The sequence below is a fragment of the Neptunicoccus sediminis genome (genome assembly GCF_001719615.1).
In the GTDB taxonomy this organism is placed as follows: domain Bacteria; phylum Pseudomonadota; class Alphaproteobacteria; order Rhodobacterales; family Rhodobacteraceae; genus Amylibacter; species Amylibacter sediminis.
The window spans coordinates 226,592-246,332 of the sequence record NZ_MDVX01000001.1 but is presented as its reverse complement, the minus strand read 5'-3'; the positions used below and the strand labels follow the sequence as shown (position 1 = coordinate 246,332).

Sequence of the window (19,741 nt, the reverse complement as noted above, 5' to 3'; positions counted from 1 at the left end):
TGCCATTGGGTCGCGCTGGACGAAAGACACAAACCGATGAAACCACCCGCCGCTGTATAGCGACGGGAGAGGTTCAGCCCTGCAAAGGGCTCATTCGGTTTGTCCTTTCGCCAGACGGCGTGGTGACACCTGATTTGGCCGAACGTCTTCCGGGACGGGGCATGTGGGTCAGCGCAGAGCGGTCTGCGCTGGAACTCTCTATTAAGAAAAATCTGTTCTCAAGGGCAGCCAAAGCACGGGCAACTGTGCCGGACGGCTTGCTGGAATTGTTGGAACAGCTTCTGGTTCAGCGGCTTGTGGACCTGATTTCCCTTGCCCGCAGGGGTGGAAATGCTATTTGTGGGTTTGAAAAGACCAAAGGCGCGCTAATTTCCGAAGCTGCCTTGGTTCTGCTGCAGTCAAATGACGGCTCGGAATCCCAAAAGCGCAAGCTTCGCCCGCCAAACGGCCAGAATACCTATATTTCCTGCCTGACAGCCGCCGAATTGGGTTTGGCTTTTGGGCGTGACTATGTGATACATGCGGCGCTTGTCGGCGGGGGTTTGACAAAATCGGTCAAACGCGATGCGGCAAGGCTTGCCGGACTACGCGGCAGGGATGCCATAACAGAGGCAATGCAGCCGGACGATCCGGCGGTGAAAGGTTAAAGACGAATGAGCGACGACGATAAAAAGCCATTGGGGTTGGGCGGTAGCCGACCATCTACAAGCCGTGTACGGCAGAGTTTTTCCCATGGGCGCACTAAATCGGTTGTGGTCGAGAAGAAGCGCAAGCGCGTGATCGTGCCAAAACCCGGCACATCCGGCGGCGGTTCTGGTGGTAAATCCGGTGGCGTAAACGCACCGGGCATTTCCGACGTGGAAATGGAGCGCCGTAAGAAGGCGTTGCTGGCGGCCAAGGCACAAGAAGCCGAGCGCGCTGCCAAAGAGGCAGAAGAAACCGCACGCCGCGAGGCAGAGCGGGAAGCGCGCCGCCGTGAGAAAGAAGAAAAAGAGCGCGAGGAAGAAGAACGCGCTGAACGCCTGCGGGCCAAGGAACAGGCCGAGAAGGACGCCAAGGAAGCTGCGAACAAACCCGCAGCCAAGGCGAAACCCGACGCCAAACCTGCCGCCGACACAGTCGCTCCGGTCGATCCGGCCGCTGTCGAAGCCGCCGCAGCCAAAGCACCGGCCAAGGGTCCGAAACGGGACGACAAAAGCCCGGCCCGCCCCGAAGAAAAGAAACCGACCCGCGGCAAGGGCGGCGACGACCGTCGCAGCTCCGGCAAGCTGACCATCAGTCAGGCCCTGTCGGGTCGCGAAGGCGGACGCCAACGCTCTATGGCTGCGATGAAACGCGCCCAGGAACGGGAACGCCGCAAGTCGATGGGTGGCAAGCAGGAACGCGAAAAGATCATTCGCGACGTGCAGGTGCCTGAAGCGATCACCGTTCAGGAACTGGCCAACCGCATGGCGGAAAAAACCGCTGCTGTTGTTAAAGCACTGATGACAAACGGTATCATGGCGACACAGAACCAGACAATTGACGCAGATACTGCGGAACTGATTGTTGAAGAGTTCGGCCACAAAGTGGTGCGTGTCTCTGACGCCGACGTTGAAGAAGCGATCATCACGGTTGAAGACAAAGAAGAAGACCTCAGACCGCGCGCCCCTGTGATCACCATCATGGGCCACGTGGACCACGGTAAAACCTCTGTGCTTGATGCGATCCGTAAAACGAACGTTGTCTCCGGAGAAGCCGGCGGCATCACCCAGCACATCGGTGCCTACCAGATCACAACCGACGATGGCACATTGCTGTCCTTCCTTGATACACCGGGTCACGCGGCGTTTACGTCCATGCGGGCACGGGGTGCACAGGTCACGGATATCGTGGTTCTGGTTGTTGCCGCTGATGACAGCGTCATGCCCCAGACGATCGAAGCGATCCACCACGCCCATGCAGCCGAAGTGCCGATGATTGTTGCGATCAACAAAATGGACAAACCCGGTGCGGACCCTGATGCGGTGCGTGCAGAGCTTCTGCGTCACGAAGTGATCGTTGAGGCCATGTCCGGTGAAGTTCAGGATGTTGAAATGTCCGCGCTAAAGGGCGAGGGGCTCGACAAACTGCTTGAAGCGATCTCGCTGCAATCCGAATTGCTGGAGCTGAAAGCCAACCCGAACCGCAATGCCGAAGGCGCTGTGATTGAGGCGAAGCTGGACGTAGGCCGCGGCCCTGTTGCCACGGTTCTGGTGCAAAACGGTACGCTGCGCAAAGGCGACATCTTCGTTGTGGGTGAGCAATACGGTAAGGTCCGTGCGCTGATCAACGACAAGGGCGAACGCGTTGACGAAGCCGGACCATCCGTGCCTGTAGAGGTTCTGGGTCTGAACGGTGCCCCTGAGGCCGGTGACGTTCTGAACGTTGTATCCAGCGAATCAGAAGCCCGCGAGATTGCGGATTACCGGATCAGTGCGGCGAAAGACAAGAAAGCCGCTGCTGGCGCCGGTACAACACTGGATCAGTTGCTGGCCAAAGCCAAAGCAGATGAAAACGTCTCCGAGCTGCCAATTCTGGTAAAAGCGGACGTGCAAGGTTCTGCCGAAGCGATTGTTCAGGCGATGGAAAAAGTTGGCAACGACGAAGTCCGCGTTCGGGTGCTACACTCCGGCGTCGGCGCCATCACCGAAAGCGACGTGACACTGGCCGAAGCCTCTGGCGCGCCGATCATCGGCTTTAACGTGCGGGCAAATGCACCGGCACGGAACAGCGCGAACCAGAAAAGTGTGGAAATCCGTTACTATTCCATCATCTACGATCTGGTTGACGATGTGAAAGCTGCGGCCTCTGGCCTGCTGTCCGCCGAGATCAAGGAAACCTTCATCGGTTATGCAACCATCAAAGAAGTCTTCAAGATTTCCGGTACAGGCAAGATTGCCGGTTGTGAAGTCACCGAAGGTGTCGCCCGCCGTTCGGCAGGGGTGCGGTTGCTGCGTGACAACGTTGTGATCCACGAAGGCAAACTGAAAACTCTGAAACGCTTCAAAGACGAAGTGAAAGAAGTTCAGGGTGGTCAGGAATGTGGTATGGCGTTCGAGAACTACGAGGATATCCGTGAAGGTGACGTGATCGAGATCTTTGAAACCGAAGAAATCGAACGCAAACTGGATTAATCCGGACCCGTTTCAGGAAAAGGGCGCGCGCAAGCTGCGCCCTTTTTCGTTTTGGCTGGCCATAGCAGCCTCCGGCGGGGATATTTGAAGCCAGAAGAAGGATGGTGACACAGATGAGCGAAGATAAATTTCCAGGCTGGCACGGGACAACGATTGTGGGCGTGCGCAAAGGCGGTGAAGTGGTTCTGGCTGGCGACGGTCAGGTTTCACTGGGGCAGACCGTCATCAAGGGCACTGCCCGCAAGGTCCGCCGGATTTCGCCCGGTGGACATGATGTTGTCTGCGGCTTTGCCGGATCAACTGCCGATGCCTTTACCCTGCTGGAGCGCCTTGAGGCAAAGCTTGAGGCCTCTCCCGGGCAACTGGCAAAAGCATCTGTGGAGCTGGCCAAAGACTGGCGTATGGACAAATACCTGCGCAATCTGGAAGCGATGCTGATCGTGACAGACGGGTCCGACCTGTTTGTGATCACAGGCGCGGGGGACGTGCTGGAGCCGGAAAATGATGTGGCTGCAATCGGGTCAGGCGGGAATTTCGCGCTGGCCGCGGCGCGGGCGATGGCAGACAGCGATAAATCCGCCGAGGAGGTCGCACGGCGGGCTTTGGAAATTGCCGCAGAGATTTGCGTCTATACCAACGGCAATATGACAGTAGAAAAGATTTCAGGATCCGCTTAGAGGCGGCGATCCTCTGCCTGATGTTGGCTGTTAACCATATCGCCCCATGTAAGGGGCAGGACCAATTGCCCCGTGGCAGATTAAAGAAGGTAACGTGTAAATGACTGATTTGACCCCACGTGAAATTGTAAGCGAACTGGACCGTTTCATCATCGGCCAGAAGGACGCGAAACGGGCTGTAGCCGTGGCGCTGCGCAACCGCTGGCGGCGCAAGCACCTGTCTGACGACCTGCGCGACGAGGTGTATCCGAAGAACATTCTGATGATCGGCCCCACGGGTGTCGGGAAAACCGAAATCTCGCGCCGTTTGGCAAAGCTGGCCAAAGCACCCTTCCTGAAGGTTGAGGCCACCAAGTTCACTGAGGTCGGTTATGTGGGCCGTGACGTGGAACAGATCATCCGCGATCTTGTGGACAGCGCCATTGTGATGATCCGTGAACACAAGCGCGAAGAGGTAAAGGCGAACGCCCATGGTGCTGCCGAGGAGCGGGTGCTCGACGCGCTGACCGGACCGGAGAGCCGCGAACAGACCCGCGAGATGTTCCGCAAGAAACTGCGCGAGGGTTTGCTGGACGATAAAGAAATCGAACTGGACGTTGCAGATACCTCTAACCCTATGCAGATGCTGGATATTCCGGGGCAGCCCGGCGGCAATATGGGGATGATGAATCTGGGTGACATCTTTGGCAAAGCCTTTTCAGGGCGCACCCAGCGCCGCAAGATGACTGTGGCGGACAGCTATAAGGTGCTGATTGACGAGGAAGCCGACAAGCTGGTGGATCAGGAGACTGTCACCCGTGAAGCAGTTGCCGCCGTGGAAGAAAACGGCATCGTGTTTCTGGACGAGATTGACAAGGTTTGCGCGAAATCCGATGCCCGTGGCGGCGATGTCTCCCGCGAGGGGGTGCAGCGCGATTTGCTGCCTTTGATCGAAGGCACCACAGTGTCCACCAAGCACGGGCCTGTAAAAACCGACCATATCCTGTTCATCGCCTCTGGTGCCTTCCATATCGCCAAACCAAGCGATCTTCTGCCGGAGTTGCAGGGTCGCCTGCCGATCCGTGTGGAACTGCGCGCGCTGACCGAAGAGGATTTCGTGCGCATTCTGACAGAGACCGACAATGCCCTGACCCGTCAATATGCAGCCCTTATGGCCACCGAAAACGTCGAGGTCAGCTTTGATGAAAGCGGCATCGCAGCGATTGCCAAGATTGCGGCCGAGGTTAACGCCTCGGTCGAGAATATCGGCGCGCGGCGGCTTTATACCATCATCGAACGGGTGTTTGACGAACTTGGCTTTACCGCACCGGATCAGGGCGGCAGCAAGGTTCTGATTGATGCGGAATACGTGGAAGCCAACCTTGGCGAACTGGCCCGCAGCACGGATGTCAGCCGCTACGTGCTTTAGCGCGTGACCTTTCCGTAAATTCCTGATCTTGATCGCGTATGACCACATTCCAGTTCATACGCGACAATTTCCGCTGGTTGGCAGCCGGTGTCCTGCTGACTTTTCTGTCTAGCTTCGGGCAGACCTATTTCATCTCTATCTTTGCAGGTGAAATCCAGTCTGCTTTTGATCTGTCTCACGGCGATTGGGGCGGGATTTACTTTCTCGGGACAATGGTGTCGGGGATGCTGATGATCTGGGCGGGCAGTTCAGCGGACCACTTTCGCGTCAGGGTTCTGGCGGTCAGTGTGATGGCTGCGCTTGCAGTGCTCTGTGTGGTGATGAGCCGCATCGGCGCGGTCTGGCTGCTGCCGGTCCTGGTCTTCGGGTTGCGGTTTACGGGGCAGGGGATGCTGTCCCATATCGCGGTTGTGGCGATGGCCCGCTGGTTTGTGCGGGCGCGGGGCAAGGCGATTTCCTATGCGGGCTTGGGCTTTGCGCTGGGGCAGGCGATCCTGCCTGTGGTCTTTGTAGCACTGATGTTGCAGTTCCACTGGCAGAGCCTCTGGCTGATAGCTGCGGGATTCCTGATACTGTGTATCCCCCTGTTATTGTGGCTTTTACGGGCAGAGCGTGTGCCAGCGGATGTGTCTACATCTTCGGATGCAACCGGCATGTCGGGCCGTCACTGGACCCGCGCAGAGGTGCTGGCAGACTGGCGGTTCTGGGGGTTGATCCCGATCGCTACCCTGTCGAGCACCTTTGGAACCGCGCTGTTCTTCCAACAGGTTCACATGGCCGATGTCAAAGGCTGGAGCCACGTTGAACTGGTGGCGCTCTTCCCGATTTACACGGCAACTCTGGTGGTTTCCGGACTCTTCGGCGGCTGGGCTGTGGACCGCTGGGGCAGCACACGCTTGCTGGCGGTTTCGCAAATCCCGATGGCCATCGGCTTTGTCATGCTCGGCATCTCGGACAGCCTGTTCATCGCCGCGATTGCCTTTGCGATCATCGGTGTCGGAGGCGGTGCCTATGCCACGATTGGTGCCTCTTTCTGGCCCGAGGTTTACGGCACCCGCAGCATCGGGTCCATCAAGGCACTGGCCACCGCCTTGATGGTCTTCGGCTCGGCCGTGGGACCGGCGTTTACCGGCTGGGGCATTGATCTGGGCGTTACATTCCCTGATCAGATGGTCGGCTATGCGGTCTATATGGTGCTCGTGTCCCTGTGGACCGCCTATGTGACCCGCCGCATCCGTGCAAACATCACCGCGCCCGTTGCCGCCTGAGGTAGACGTAATACGCACCGCCTCCGCCGTGTTTGCCGTGGGCCTGTGTGACCTGTAGCACCAGATGGGACACAGGGCCGGTTTTTAACCATTCCGGCACGCCGGTGCGCAGCACACCACTGCGGGGGCGGTTGAATTCATCCACGAACTGTTTATTGCCTTTGCCGGTGATCACAAGGATCAGCCGGTTGCCCATCCGGTTTGCGTTTTGCACAAACATCTGCAATTGCATCCGCGCCTGATCCGCTGTCAGCCCGTGCAGGTCCAGTGTCGCGTCAATTTCCAACTGACCTTTGAGCAAGCGCTGAAAATTGCGTCGGTCCATATTGGGAGAGGTCTGGTTCGGGCGATCCACGAAAGAGGGCGGTTTGGCGCGGGTGGTTGCCTTGGCCTGCGCCTTGGCACCGATCTTGAAAGGCTGAATATCCGGTACAGGCGGTGTTTGTTTCTTTTTGATCGGTTTGGAATTGGGTTGGGTGATCAGGGGCGGCGCGGATTCGATAGACTCCACCTGTTCGACCACTTTCTTCCATAGGTCTTTTTCATCATCAGTCAGGGAACGGCGCGTCTTGCGGGGCATGGTTCAGCCCTCCGGCAAGAGACGTTTGACAGAGGCGTGGGGCAACAGAGTGAACATGCGTCCGCCATCCTTGATCCGGCCAGCAATCCGGCCTGCCTCTGCTCCGGAACCATAGAATATATCCGCCCGCTGTGCCCCTTTGATGGCCGAACCTACGTCCTGCGCCACCATTAGGCGGCGGATCGGGTCCTTGCCCCGTTTGTCGATCCACACAGGCGCACCAAGGGGTATGTAGTCGTCGTCCACGGCAATAGTGCGGCCCGTGCTGACAGAGACCCCCATCGCACCCGGCGGGCCTGCGTCGGGGTTAAGGCCGGTTAATTCGCGGAAAAAAACGAAAGAGGGGTTATGTTGCAGGATGCGTCGGCCATCCACCGGGTTTTTGCGCACCCAAGCCTTGATCCGTCCCGCCGACGCCTTATGCGCGGACAGAATGCCACGGCGTATCATCTCCTTACCGATAGACCGATAGGGCTGGCCGTTCTTGCCATCAAAGCCGACCCGCATGGCACCGCCTTCATTCAGCTTGATCCGGCCAGACCCCTGCACATGCAAAAAGAAATTCTCTACTGGATCGGACAGCCAAGCCAGTTCCAGCCCGCGCCCGTCCAAAGCTCCGGATTCGATCTCGGCACGGGTCTTCCACGGTTTGCCCAGTGTCATCTCGCGGGGGCGCTTATACAGGGGATACTGGAATTTACCGGTCCGATGGCGCGACCCGACGATTTCCGGTTCGTAATATCCGGTGAATAGCGTGTGGCTACCGTCTTCGATCAGGACCGGCTGGAAGAAGAGTTCAAAGAACGCCCGCGCGTCTGTGGTCTGGCGGGCAAAGGCGCAAAGTTCGGTCCAATCCTCTGCCGCAGTCTGGTTGTTCACGCGGATTTTATCGCACGACTGCACAAAAACAGCCAGCGCCGCGCCGTGGTCATCCGTTTCCCAATCTGGAAGTTCTGAAAAGGAAACGGCTTTAACGGTCATCGTGTCTGCCTGTGCTGTGTGTGTCAGCGCACCGATTGCAAGAACGGCAGCCCGTAAAAATTCCGCCGTTCGTCTTATTGTTACTCTCCGGTTGCAACCAGTTGCCAGTTCGGATCGTCACTTCCCATAATTCGGGCGAAAGTCCAAACATCTTTTTGACGTTTGATCGTATTCGGGTCGCCCTCGATCACTTCGCCCGCGTCGTTCTTTACGCAGGATGTGATTTCAGCGATAAACTTCATGGTGATTTCAGCCTCGTTATTGGCTGGATCAAACATCGCGTCCATCAGCTTCATTTCGCGCATACCGATGAAATTAGCCTCTACTTTCAAACCTTTGGACTGACGCTCTTCGACCACGGCAGCAAAGCTGTCGTAAACATCGGGGGCGAGGAAGCCTTTCAGGGTTTCCAGATCATCCCCTTCAAAGGCCATCAGGATCATTTCATAGGCTTGACGGGCGCCGGACTGGAATTCGGACACAGAGAAATCGGATTCTACCCGTTTCATCGCCGCAAACGCCTGACCGGCGCGGCTGTCAGGATCGACGTGATCCGCGATGTCGGGGTCCGGACCACCCTCTATCACTTCAAAGTCGCGGGCGGGACCGCCCGTGGTGGGGCCGGTGCGTTCTACCGGCGGTTCGTATCCGTCGCGTGTTCCAAGAACATTACGCAACCGCAACACTAGAAATACGGCAATAGCCGCCAGAACAAGCAACTGAATTAGGGCGGAGTTCATGGAACCTCTTTCATATTTTTACAGAGACGGTGGAATTCACCGCGTGTCACACTTATTTAGGACACAGTGGGGTTCAAGTCCACCGAATGCGAAAAGAGAGAATGTGAGGCCAGATGCCGCTTTTAATCCTGTTTATAGCCATACCGATCATCGAGATCGGCCTGTTCATTCAGGTCGGCGGCTGGCTGGGACTGTGGCCAACGCTGGCAATTGTCATTCTGACCGCAGTAATCGGCACCTATCTGCTGCGCTTGCAGGGGATGGCGGCATTGGCGCGGTTGCAAAACAACCTGCGCACGGGCCAAAGCCCGATGGACCCGATCGTGAACGGCGCAATGATCCTTGTGGCGGGCGTGCTTTTGCTGACACCGGGTTTTTTCACCGACACCATCGGCCTATTGATGCTGACACCGCCGGTTCGCGCCCTGCTAATCCGCTGGGGTGCAGCAAAGTTTGTGAACAAAAGCACCGTGATTTTCACCAGCGCGGGGGGACCCCGTTCCGATCCCCGACAGGGCACCCGTCCCGACAATGGCACGGTTGACGGGGATTACGTGGTGCTGGACGACGATGATGCACAAACGCGCGGAAACTCCGGTTGGACAAAGCCGGATTAGGCGGGTATTGCCGTTGTCCTATAGCGGTAGAATTGGTACCACCGCGCAGATTTATGAATTGGGAGTTTAGGCATGGCCGAAGAAAACAACGGCGCGGCACAAGAAGCAAAGCCCGTCGCAATGAAGATCGTTAACCAGTACATCCGGGATCTTTCCTTTGAAAATGTCGCAGCACAGAAAAATCTGGGCGGCGATCTCAAGCCGGAAGTGAATGTTCAGGTTAATCTGGACGCCGCAAAGAAAAGCGATAACGGCTATGAAGTTGCCCTAAAGCTGAACGTGAGCGCCAAATCCGGCGAGCAGGCTGTCTTCCTGCTGGAGATTGACTATGCCGGTCTGTTTCAGATCGAAAACATCCCTGAAGACCAGCTGCACCCTTTCCTGATGATCGAATGTCCCCGCATGATGTTCCCCTTCGTGCGCCGTATCGCACGGGATGTCACAGCAGACGGTGGTTTCCCGCCGCTGAACATCGACAACATTGATTTCATGCAGCTTTATCGTTCGGAACTGATGCGCCGCCAGCAGGCCGCCGCAGAACAAGCGCCTACGAATTAAGCCATGCCGCATCAGGACCAAGGGTCTTGATGAAGGCATCATGGTTCTCTTTTTCCGCCTCGGTTATCCGGGGCGGAAGTGTTTTGGGGCGGGGCGGAACCGTCCAGCTGCTTGGCGAACCGGATTTGTCGCTATCAGTGCCCCCGACGATCCCCAGCGCAAAGTCGGGTTGGCGACCGCCGATCAGTTCCAGATAAACTTCGGCAAGGATTTCACTATCGAGCAACGCGCCGTGCAGCGCCCGCTCCGTGGTGATCCCGAAGCGGCGGCACAGGGCATCGAGGGAGTTTTGCGCACCGGGAAATTTGCGGCGCGCGATGTCCAGCGTATCAATCGCCTGTGAATAGGGCAGTTGCGGCATGTTGAGCCAGCCCAGCTCTGCGTTGAGGAATTTCATGTCAAACGCGGCGTTGTGGATCACCAGCTTGGCATCCCCGACAAAATCCAGAAACTCCTGCGCGATTTTGGCAAATACCGGCTTGTCGCGGAGAAAATCAATCGACAGACCGTGTACGTCAAATGCCTCTTGCGGCATATCCCGTTCGGGATTGATATACTGGTGATAGGTTTTACCCGTGGGCAGGTGGTTCCACAGTTCCACGCCACCGATTTCAACGATCCGGTCGCCGCTTTTGGGGTCTAGTCCGGTGGTTTCCGTATCCATTACGATTTCACGCATTCAAACTGTCCTTAATCTTCGCGATCACGGCGTCCACCTGCTGGCCTGCGGCCTCTGGCGTGGTGGTTTCAACGATGAAATCCGCCCGTTTGCGTTTTTCGGCGTCCGGCATCTGTTTGGCAAGGATGATTTCCAGCGTTTTTTCATCCATTGTACCCCGCTCCAGCACGCGGCGGCGCTGTTCGGCGGCATCTATTGTCACGACAAGCACCCCGTCGCAGTAACGATCGGATGTGCTTTCCAGCAGTAGCGGGTGGTCGATGATGACTATATCATCGCCGCGATCCCGCGCGTCCGCTACAAAATCGGCGCGGCTTTGTGCGATCAGCGGGTGTACGATCTGCTCCAGTTTTTGCAGGATGCTTTGATCCTTGGCGATTGCAGCCTTCAGCCTGTCCCGGTTCACCACCTTGTTTTCCACCGCTTCGGGCAGCATTTCTGCGATCTGGCGCACGGCAGGGGTGTCACCTGAATAAAGCTGATGCACGGTCGCATCCGCATCCCAGACAGGAATGCCGCGATCCGCAAACAGCTTTGCCGTGGTGGATTTGCCCATGCCGATAGAGCCGGTAAGCCCAAGAATATAGGGTTTTTGTATCATTTCAAAACCACCCCTCGCAACGTGTCGTCAACCTCTGGCCGGACGCCAAACCATGCTTCAAAGCCGGGTACGGCCTGATGCAACAGCATTCCCAGACCATCCACCGTCCGAAGCCCCTTATCCTGTGCCTGTTGCAACAAATCGGTCGTCAGGGGCGCGTAAACCAGATCTGTCACCAATGCATCCGGCGCACAATGGAGGGTGATCTCCAAAGGCGGCTGGCCGCTCATCCCTAAAGAAGTGGTGTTCACCACCAGCGCGGACTCTGCTGTGGCATCTGAAATTTTCGACCAGTCTATGACACTGATCCTATCGCCAAATTCAGTCCGTAGGGCGTCTGCACGCGCGCGGGTGCGATTGGCCAGCAGGATTTCGGGAACGCCAGCATCCAGCAGGGACCACAGGACCGCACGGCTTGCACCGCCCGCGCCCAGAACCAGCGCCGGACCTGCGCCCGCATCCCAGTCCGGCGCGCGCTGGCGCAGGTTGTTAATGAAACCGATCCCGTCCGTATTATCCGCACGAAATCCGCCGTCGGGCAAAAACTCCAGCGTATTTGCGGCACCGATCATTTTCGCGCGGGGTGTAACCTCGGTCGCCAGTTCCAACGCTGCCTCTTTATGGGGAATAGTCACATTCGCCCCGACGAACCCCAGTTTGGGCAACTGCTGCATCATCTCTGTGAAGTCCTCGGGCGCGATGCCAAGGGGCACGTAATGCCCCGCCACATCATGCTGTGAGAGCCAGTAACCGTGGATACGCGGTGATTTACTGTGCGAAATCGGCCAGCCGATCACACCAGCCAAGGGCACACGGGGGTTTTTCATGATTCAATCGCTCCTCTGCTGCGCAGAAAATCGAGAAGCTCCAATAAGGGCAACCCCAGAATGGTGAAATAGTCGCCCTGCACCCGCGAGAACAGTGTAACTCCAATGTTTTCAAGCTGATAGCAGCCGACAGATGTCAGGACTGTATCACCGGCTTTCACCAGATAATCCTCTATAAAGCTGTCTGAAAACTCCCGCATGACCAGTTGGGCCCGTCCAATATGACGCCAAACCGGTTTGGCCTGTTCATAAACCACCACCGCTGAAAGTAACTGATGCCCCTGACCGCGCAGGGATTTCAAATGGTCCCGCGCCTCGTCGATAGATTTGGGTTTACTATAGACCTGCCCGTTGCAGGTCAGCACCTGATCCGCGGCAATCACCAGTGACGCAGGACGGCGGTCGGCAATGCGCCGGGCTTTGTATTCTGCAAGGGTGTCGGCAATATCACCGGGTTTTGCGCCTTCTGCCTGAAGCGACAGAAGAATCGATTCTTCGTCCACACGGGGCACATCGGTCGTAAATTCGACCCCCGCATCCCGCAGCAGGGCGCCGCGAATCTGTGAACCTGAGGCAAGTACAATCTGGGTCATTTATTATTTTCCACGGTGACTGTCATATTTCTGTGCCTACCGCAGATTAAAACCATGAACCAGAGCCTGTGGACGAATCGGGCTGAACTCTCTGGAGTTTTCCACGGTTATCCCCTGCGGATTTGACACCGTGGATATTCCAGGGATTTATCCCCAGCGATACCGGAGTTTTGAACAGGGGGGAAAGAACACCATAAACGGTTCGATTCTGTGGGCTGAATCCACTAATCCTTTTTTGCACACAGAGTTATCCACAGGCTTTTGATCAAACACTGCATTGAAAAACAGGCGTTAACCTCTGCTGCACACAGGCTGTGGCTGGAAAAGCAGAAAGTTATCAATAGAACCGGAAAGCAGCCAAAATCTGTGCATAGAAATTTAATCCACAGGTTTCGCGATCTCCTACTTCATAAACATCTTTTCTAAATCTTATATATTTATTGAGTGTGTATCGAACCCGTGTGTAAAACCGCTCTGACCCGAGAAACTTAAAACTGGCTTAAGAAAAGATTATGACCGATCTACTGGCGACGGTTTACCCGTGGGCGAAAACCCTCCATATCTTATCCGTGATCAGCTGGATGGCGGGCCTGCTGTATCTACCCCGACTGTTCGTGAACCACGTGGAACACGGACCTGTCGGATCAGAGACGAGTGAAGTTTTCAAAGGCATGGAAGTCCGGCTTTTGCGGCTGATTATGAATCCGGCGATGATTGCCACATGGGTCTTTGGCCTGATGCTGGCGTTCACACCGGGTATAGTGGATTGGGGGTCGTTCTACCCTTGGATCAAGGCCGCGATGGTGTTGGGAATGACCCACTACCACCATTGGCTGGCGAAACGGCGAAAGGAGTTCGCGGCAGACCGGAATACACGCAGCGCGCGGTCCTACCGGATCATGAACGAACTGCCCACAGTTTTAATGATTATCATCGTTACGATGATCGTTGTACGACCGTTCTAAGGCTTTTCTCAGCGAAATTGACAGCGCGATCCTTTTGTCCTACAAGGCAAAAAAACAGTCTGGTTTCCCCAACCGCCTGATAGGCTGATACCCCCAGAACACGAAAGCTATACGCACACCGAACAGGTAGGCGTCATAAGGATATTTCACATGGAACCCGAAAAAGTCTCCTTGTCCGAACTCAAAGCGATGAGCCCGGCAGATCTGCTGAAACAGGCAGAAGAGCTAGAGATCGAAAACGCATCTACCATGCGTAAGGGCGACATGATGTTCGCCATCCTGAAGGAAATGGCCGAAGACGGTGCCGAGATTTCGGGCGATGGCGTGTTGGAACTGATGCAAGACGGATTCGGCTTCTTGCGTTCGCCGGAATCCAACTATCTCCCTGGACCTGAAGACATTTATGTCAGCCCCGACCAGATCCGCAAACACTCTTTGCGGACTGGGGATACCGTGGAAGGGGTCATTAAAGCACCGGATGAAAGCGAACGCTATTTCGCGCTGACCAAAGTGACCACCATCAACTTTAGCGATCCCGAGAACGCCAAACACAAGGTGCATTTCGACAACCTGACGCCGCTTTACCCTGAAGAGCGCCTGAAAATGGAAGTCGAAGACCCTACAGTTAAGGATAAGACACCGCGTGTGATCGACCTTGTTGCGCCAATCGGGAAGGGCCAACGCTCTTTGATCGTGGCACCGCCGCGCACAGGTAAAACGATGATTCTGCAAAATATCGCAGCCAGCATCGAGAAGAATCACCCGGAATGTTATCTCATCGTGTTGCTGATCGACGAGCGGCCGGAAGAAGTAACCGACATGCAACGTTCTGTTAAGGGTGAGGTGGTATCCTCTACCTTTGACGAACCTGCGACCCGGCACGTTGCGGTGTCAGAGATGGTAATCGAAAAGGCGAAACGTCTCGTCGAACATAAGCGCGATGTTGTGATCTTGCTGGATAGCATCACACGCCTCGGACGGGCCTTTAACACGGTTGTACCGTCCTCTGGTAAGGTTCTGACCGGCGGTGTGGATGCCAACGCTCTGCAACGTCCTAAACGCTTCTTCGGGGCGGCCCGTAATATCGAAGAGGGCGGCTCTCTGACCATCATCGCTACGGCGCTGATCGACACTGGTTCGCGCATGGATGAGGTTATCTTTGAGGAATTCAAAGGGACGGGTAACAGTGAACTGGTTCTTGATCGTAAGATCGCGGACAAACGGGTTTACCCGGCGATAGACATTCTGAAGTCCGGCACGCGGAAAGAGGAGCTGTTGGTTGATAAAGGCGATTTGACCAAAACCTTCGTGCTGCGGCGCATTCTGAACCCAATGGGAACGACCGATGCGATTGAATTCCTGCTTGGTAAGATGAAGCAGACGAAATCTAACTCGGAATTTTTCGACTCCATGAACACCTAAAAAAGTGGCGAGGACAACTCCGCCATAATTAGCCTTTCGATTCAAAGGTTTAATCATGTCAGCGACAATCTACGCCCTTGCCACAGCGCGAGGAAAAGCCGGTGTTTCCGTGATACGCATATCAGGGGACGCCGCTTTTTCCGTTGCAGAACAGCTTTGTTCCTCTCTGCCGGACGGCCGTGGGCTCCGGCTGCTGAAGTCGGCCGACGGTATCGTACTGGACCAAGCTCTCGTGCTGGTTTTTCAAAAAGGCGCGAGCTTTACAGGCGAACCAGTGGTGGAATTGCAATGCCACGGCAGCCCTGCTGTGATTGAGGCCGTGCAGGAAGCCCTGTCCAAGACGGGTGCACGAATGGCCGAACCCGGCGAATTTACCCGCAGAGCGCTCGAAAATGAACAATTGGATCTTAGTCAGGTTGAAGGGCTCAGCGATTTAATCGAGGCAGAGACAGAGGCTCAACGACGTCAAGCTTTCGCTTTGATGGATGGCGGGCTGACCGAGAAAGTCGAGAAATGGCGCGCCGATCTGATTCGCGCGGCAGCTCTGATCGAAGCCACGATTGATTTCGCGGATGAAGACGTGCCGGTGGACGTTACCCCGGAAGTCGGGGCGTTGATGGATGGGGTAATGGCCGATCTTGAAAGGGAAATCGCCGGGAGTTTTGTCGCAGAGCGCGTGCGGGACGGTTTCGAGGTTGCAATCATTGGCCCCCCCAACATTGGAAAATCCACTCTGCTGAATGCACTAGCAGGGCGGCAAGCGGCCATTACCTCCGAAATTGCAGGCACGACTCGGGATGTTATTGAAGTTCGGATGAACCTGCAGGGTATTCCGGTGACAGTGCTTGATACAGCCGGCTTGCGGGAAACCGCCGATACTATTGAGGCGCTCGGCGTCGAGCTTGCGCGCAACCGGGCGGAAACAGCGGACCTGCGCATTTTTTTGACCGAAAACGGCAGTAGCGAGAGTTTTGGTGTTGCTGTGCAGGCGGATGACCTTGTTTTGGTTGGAAAATCGGATGCGGGCAGAGCTGATGGCGTCTCTGGCAAAACCGGCGCGGGGCTGGATCGCATGATCGAGCATGTCACATCTGTGTTGGGATCGCGCGTCGCGATCACCCAATCTGCCGTGCGGCAACGGCATCGTATTGCGATGGAGTCAGCAACGCTGTATATGAAGGCAGCGCAGGAGCTGATCCAATCCAATGGAGAGAGCGAGTTGATTGCTATGGAATTGCACGCGGCAACACATGCGATGAACTCAATTATCGGCCGCGTAGGTGTAGAAGATCTTTTAGACGAAATTTTCGCCAGTTTCTGCTTAGGGAAATAGGCGCGAGCAGCGGGAATGTTTCACGTGAAACAATATGACTTTGATGTTGTGGTGATCGGAGGCGGGCATGCCGGGGCAGAGGCCGCGCAGGCAGCCTGGCGCATGGGCGCACGCACAGCTTTGGTGACGCACAGCTTTAAGAAAATTGGTGAGATGTCCTGCAACCCCGCGATAGGCGGGTTGGGAAAAGGTCATCTCGTTCGGGAAATTGACGCGCTGGACGGCGTGATGGGACGTGTTGCAGATCAGGCCGGCATCCAGTTTCGCTTGCTGAACCGGCGCAAGGGTCCGGCTGTTCAAGGCCCCAGAACGCAAGCAGATCGGGCATTGTATCGGGAAGCGATGCAAAGAGAATTTTCTGCACGAGATGGGCTAGAAGTTATCGAGTCCGAGGTGACAGATTTCATCATGAACGGAGACGCGGTGTCCGGCGTGGTGTTGGCTGACGGGTCAAAGGTGAAAGCACCTGCCGTCATCCTGACCACAGGTACATTTCTGCGCGGCGTCATTCACATCGGGGATGTCTCCAAACCCGGCGGCCGCATGGGTGATAAGCCCTCGCTCGATCTGGCAAATCGGATGGACAGCTTTGACCTTCCCATGGGCCGGCTCAAGACGGGCACGCCGCCGCGATTGGATGGGCGCACGATCAACTGGGACGGTCTGGAAACCCAACCTGCGGATGATAATCCCAGCCTGTTTTCATTTCTCTCAAAAGAACCGGTCGCGCAACAGATTTCCTGTGGTATCACTCATACCAACAGCCGCACGCATGAGATCATCGAGAAAAATCTCGAAAAATCAGCCATGTACGGCGGACACATTGACGGAGTGGGGCCGCGGTACTGCCCGTCTATCGAAGACAAGATCGTACGTTTTGGCGAAAAAGAAAGCCATCAGATATTCCTCGAACCAGAAGGTCTGAATGATCCAACGATCTATCCAAACGGCATTTCGACTTCACTGCCCGTGGACGTTCAGGAAGCTTATGTCAAATCCATCGCAGGTCTGGAGACGGTAAATATCTTACAACCGGGGTATGCGATTGAGTATGACTACGTTGATCCGCGTGCGCTGGATTCAACGCTGCAAGTGCGCACCGTGCCGGGCCTGTATTTGGCAGGACAAATCAACGGCACGACCGGTTACGAGGAAGCGGCGGCGCAGGGACTGGTCGCGGGCGTAAATGCAGCGCGCTCGGCACAGGATGCAGAGCCGGTTCATTTCAGCCGTGCCGAAAGTTACATTGGTGTGATGATCGACGATCTGACCACGCGGGGTGTGACGGAACCTTACCGGATGTTCACATCCCGGGCAGAATACCGTCTGTCCTTGCGGGCGGATAATGCCGACCAGCGACTCACTCCGAAAGGGGTCGATTTTGGGTGCGTTGGCTCCCGTCGTGCCGAGATTTTTGAACAGAAGATGGAAAAACTGGGCGCAGCGCGGGACGAGCTTACCGCGCGTACAGCGACGCCGAACGAAGTGGCGAAGTCGGGGGTAAAGATCAATCAGGACGGCGTCCGGCGAAACGGGTTGGAGCTCTTGTCCTATAAGGACGTGTCATTGAAAACGCTCAGCCGCCTCTGGCCGGACCTGTCCAATTTCGATCCCGCCATCGCTCAGCAGGTTCAGAATGATGCAATGTACGCAAATTACATCCAGCGCCAGGCTTCTGATGTTTCTGCTGTGCGGAAAGATGAAAAGCTGCAGATTCCTGCCGGATTTTCTTTTTCGGGTATCTCTGGTCTCTCAAAGGAGCTTCAGTCAAAACTTGAACTGACCCGGCCCGAAACGCTGGGTCAGGCGGCGCGTATTGATGGTATGACACCTGCAGCTTTGACGTTGTTACTTGGTCGCGTAAAGCAGTTTAAGTCAGTAAAATCAGCATGATAGATCAAAACGCTGACTTGGGTGCCGTATGCGGCTATTTCAATGTTTCACGTGAAACAAAGGAGAAGCTGGAGCTTTACCAGACCGCACTCCTAAAGTGGAATCCAACGATCAACCTGGTAAGTAAGTCAACTCTGGCAACTGCTGCTGTACGCCATTTCGCGGATAGCATGCAATTATGGCAATACCGAAAGGATTTTAAAACCTGGGTAGATATCGGTTCCGGGGCAGGATTTCCCGGTATGGTGCTTGCCATAATCGCCTCTGAAGCAGCGCCGTCTGGCCAGTTTCATTTCGTGGAAAGCGATGCAAGAAAGTCTGCCTTCCTGAGAAATGTTTCACGTGAAACAGGCGTAACGGTGCACGTTCACACACAGCGCATTGAAGAATTTGACGCGATCCAAGCCGACATCGTGTCGGCCCGTGCACTTGCACCACTCAGTGATCTGTTGGCGCTTTCAAAATCTTTTCTCAAAAAAGACGGGATATGCCTTTATCTAAAGGGCCAAAATTGCCAAACTGAGATAGGTGGGGCGAGTCGGTTTTGGACATTCGAAGCGGAGCAATTCGCCAGCGAAACCGACGTCAATGGAACGGTTTTGCGGGTCAAGGAAATCGAGCGTGTCAGAACATAGCGGCTTGAAGCCGGTTAAAATACTTTCAATCGCCAACCAAAAAGGCGGGGTAGGGAAGACGACAACGGCCATTAATCTCGGAACAGCGCTAGCCGCTGTGGGGAAACGGGTGTTGTTGCTGGATCTGGATCCGCAAGGAAATGCATCTACGGGGCTGGGTATTGATCCAACCAAACGTAACGTCACCATGTATGATGTGCTGGTTGAACAGACGCCAATCAAGGAAGCGATCATGCGGACACAGGTGCCGAACCTGTTTTTGATGCCGTCTTCAGTGGACCTTAGCTCAGCTGATGTCGAACTGGTTGACGATCAACGGCGGGTACTTCGGTTGCGTAAAGCACTAGAGGAACTGAACAGCTACGATGACGAATTTGATTATGTTCTCGTGGATTGTCCGCCGTCCTTGAACCTTTTGACATTGAATGCCCTCGCCGCCAGCCAGTCCGTAATCGTTCCGCTTCAGGCAGAATTCTTCGCCTTGGAAGGGTTGTCGCAACTGATGCTGACCATTCGCGAGGTCCGTCAGAGCTTGAACCCCATTCTTAAAATCGAAGGTATCGTTCTGACGATGTTTGATGGTCGGAATAACCTCTCGCAACAGGTGGAGCAGGACGTGAGGGAAAATCTCGGTGATTTGGTGTATTCGACGATTATCCCGCGAAATGTGCGGCTGTCAGAAGCGCCGTCTTTCGGGATGCCGGCTATACTGTATGACCACCGAAGCCGTGGCAGCGTGGCCTATCAGAAATTGGCAGCGGAGTTTCTACGGCGGGAAAACCGGCGTGTGCAAGAACCGACCTAACGGG

At 55.7% G+C, this 19,741-nt stretch carries 20 protein-coding genes; 13 read left to right on the top strand and 7 right to left on the bottom strand.

The features are described from left to right. Window positions 1-5 precede the first annotated feature (5 nt). The 5 genes from BFV97_RS01160 to BFV97_RS01140 all read left to right on the top strand — a co-directional run bounded on the left by BFV97_RS01160 (window position 6) and on the right by BFV97_RS01140 (window position 6,508). Window positions 6-647, top strand: coding sequence for an RNA-binding protein (locus BFV97_RS01160; protein ID WP_425412259.1), 642 nt, complete (start codon window positions 6-8; stop codon window positions 645-647). 6 nt (window positions 648-653) lie between these two features. Then, window positions 654-3,155, top strand: a complete 2,502-nt coding sequence (gene infB / locus BFV97_RS01155) for a translation initiation factor IF-2 (RefSeq protein WP_069298483.1) — start codon at window positions 654-656, stop codon at window positions 3,153-3,155. 113 nt (window positions 3,156-3,268) lie between these two features. Next, window positions 3,269-3,832, top strand: coding sequence for an ATP-dependent protease subunit HslV (gene hslV / locus BFV97_RS01150; RefSeq protein ID WP_069298482.1), 564 nt, complete (start codon window positions 3,269-3,271; stop codon window positions 3,830-3,832). 100 nt (window positions 3,833-3,932) lie between these two features. Beyond that, window positions 3,933-5,240, top strand: coding sequence for an ATP-dependent protease ATPase subunit HslU (hslU, locus tag BFV97_RS01145; RefSeq protein ID WP_069298481.1), 1,308 nt, complete (start codon window positions 3,933-3,935; stop codon window positions 5,238-5,240). Window positions 5,241-5,278: 38 nt separating this feature from the next. After that, window positions 5,279-6,508 carry an MFS transporter gene (locus BFV97_RS01140; RefSeq protein WP_069298480.1) on the top strand — a complete coding sequence of 410 codons (1,230 nt, stop codon included), beginning with the start codon at window positions 5,279-5,281 and terminating at the stop codon, window positions 6,506-6,508. Here the strand turns inward: BFV97_RS01140 and BFV97_RS01135 are convergent. From BFV97_RS01135 to BFV97_RS01125, 3 genes are all read right to left on the bottom strand, one after another. Further along, window positions 6,486-7,088, bottom strand: coding sequence for a Smr/MutS family protein (locus tag BFV97_RS01135; protein ID WP_069298479.1), 603 nt, complete (start codon window positions 7,086-7,088; stop codon window positions 6,486-6,488). The genes BFV97_RS01140 and BFV97_RS01135 overlap by 23 nt on opposite strands. A 3-nt stretch (window positions 7,089-7,091) precedes the next feature. Continuing rightward, a complete protein-coding gene (gene mltA / locus BFV97_RS01130; RefSeq protein WP_083225442.1) occupies window positions 7,092-8,069 on the bottom strand; it encodes a murein transglycosylase A in 978 nt (325 codons plus the stop codon). Between the two features lie 80 nt (window positions 8,070-8,149). After that, window positions 8,150-8,809 (bottom strand): Tim44/TimA family putative adaptor protein, encoded by a 660-nt coding sequence (locus tag BFV97_RS01125; RefSeq protein WP_069298477.1) that lies wholly within the window; start codon window positions 8,807-8,809, stop codon window positions 8,150-8,152. Between the two features lie 113 nt (window positions 8,810-8,922). On the opposite strand from BFV97_RS01125, the gene BFV97_RS01120 reads away from it, so the two are divergent. Beyond that, the gene (locus BFV97_RS01120) at window positions 8,923-9,426 is read left to right on the top strand and encodes an FxsA family protein (RefSeq protein ID WP_069298476.1); all 504 of its coding nucleotides are present in this window, start codon (window positions 8,923-8,925) and stop codon (window positions 9,424-9,426) included. Window positions 9,427-9,498: 72 nt separating this feature from the next. After that, window positions 9,499-9,984, top strand: coding sequence for a protein-export chaperone SecB (secB, locus tag BFV97_RS01115; protein ID WP_069298475.1), 486 nt, complete (start codon window positions 9,499-9,501; stop codon window positions 9,982-9,984). Here the strand turns inward: secB and dnaQ are convergent. From dnaQ to BFV97_RS01095, 4 genes are read right to left on the bottom strand one after another with little or no spacing between them, the layout of a single operon-like run. Beyond that, window positions 9,974-10,663: a DNA polymerase III subunit epsilon gene (dnaQ, locus tag BFV97_RS01110; RefSeq protein WP_069298474.1), complete on the bottom strand. Its 690-nt coding sequence runs from the start codon at window positions 10,661-10,663 to the stop codon at window positions 9,974-9,976. The genes secB and dnaQ overlap by 11 nt on opposite strands. Beyond that, window positions 10,656-11,264 (bottom strand): dephospho-CoA kinase, encoded by a 609-nt coding sequence (gene coaE / locus BFV97_RS01105; protein WP_069298473.1) that lies wholly within the window; start codon window positions 11,262-11,264, stop codon window positions 10,656-10,658. Before coaE ends, dnaQ begins: the two co-directional genes overlap by 8 nt. After that, window positions 11,261-12,091 carry a shikimate dehydrogenase gene (locus BFV97_RS01100; RefSeq protein ID WP_069298472.1) on the bottom strand — a complete coding sequence of 277 codons (831 nt, stop codon included), beginning with the start codon at window positions 12,089-12,091 and terminating at the stop codon, window positions 11,261-11,263. Before BFV97_RS01100 ends, coaE begins: the two co-directional genes overlap by 4 nt. Beyond that, window positions 12,088-12,684 carry a Maf family nucleotide pyrophosphatase gene (locus BFV97_RS01095; protein WP_069298471.1) on the bottom strand — a complete coding sequence of 199 codons (597 nt, stop codon included), beginning with the start codon at window positions 12,682-12,684 and terminating at the stop codon, window positions 12,088-12,090. The genes BFV97_RS01100 and BFV97_RS01095 overlap by 4 nt, the downstream gene beginning before the upstream one ends. Window positions 12,685-13,196: 512 nt before the next feature. On the opposite strand from BFV97_RS01095, the gene hemJ reads away from it, so the two are divergent. From hemJ to BFV97_RS01065, 6 genes are all read left to right on the top strand, one after another. Then, complete coding sequence (hemJ, locus tag BFV97_RS01090) at window positions 13,197-13,649, top strand: protoporphyrinogen oxidase HemJ (RefSeq protein ID WP_069298470.1); 453 nt, start codon at window positions 13,197-13,199, stop codon at window positions 13,647-13,649. Window positions 13,650-13,799: 150 nt separating this feature from the next. Beyond that, a complete protein-coding gene (gene rho / locus BFV97_RS01085) occupies window positions 13,800-15,071 on the top strand; it encodes a transcription termination factor Rho (RefSeq protein ID WP_069298469.1) in 1,272 nt (423 codons plus the stop codon). Window positions 15,072-15,126: 55 nt separating this feature from the next. Then, window positions 15,127-16,404, top strand: coding sequence for a tRNA uridine-5-carboxymethylaminomethyl(34) synthesis GTPase MnmE (gene mnmE / locus BFV97_RS01080; protein ID WP_069298468.1), 1,278 nt, complete (start codon window positions 15,127-15,129; stop codon window positions 16,402-16,404). Window positions 16,405-16,419: 15 nt separating this feature from the next. Continuing rightward, complete coding sequence (gene mnmG, locus BFV97_RS01075; protein WP_069298467.1) at window positions 16,420-18,297, top strand: tRNA uridine-5-carboxymethylaminomethyl(34) synthesis enzyme MnmG; 1,878 nt, start codon at window positions 16,420-16,422, stop codon at window positions 18,295-18,297. Then, window positions 18,294-18,932: a 16S rRNA (guanine(527)-N(7))-methyltransferase RsmG gene (gene rsmG / locus BFV97_RS01070; RefSeq protein ID WP_069298466.1), complete on the top strand. Its 639-nt coding sequence runs from the start codon at window positions 18,294-18,296 to the stop codon at window positions 18,930-18,932. The genes mnmG and rsmG overlap by 4 nt, the downstream gene beginning before the upstream one ends. Next, window positions 18,919-19,737: a ParA family protein gene (locus tag BFV97_RS01065; protein WP_069298465.1), complete on the top strand. Its 819-nt coding sequence runs from the start codon at window positions 18,919-18,921 to the stop codon at window positions 19,735-19,737. The genes rsmG and BFV97_RS01065 overlap by 14 nt, the downstream gene beginning before the upstream one ends. The last annotated feature ends 4 nt before the right edge of the window (window positions 19,738-19,741 follow it).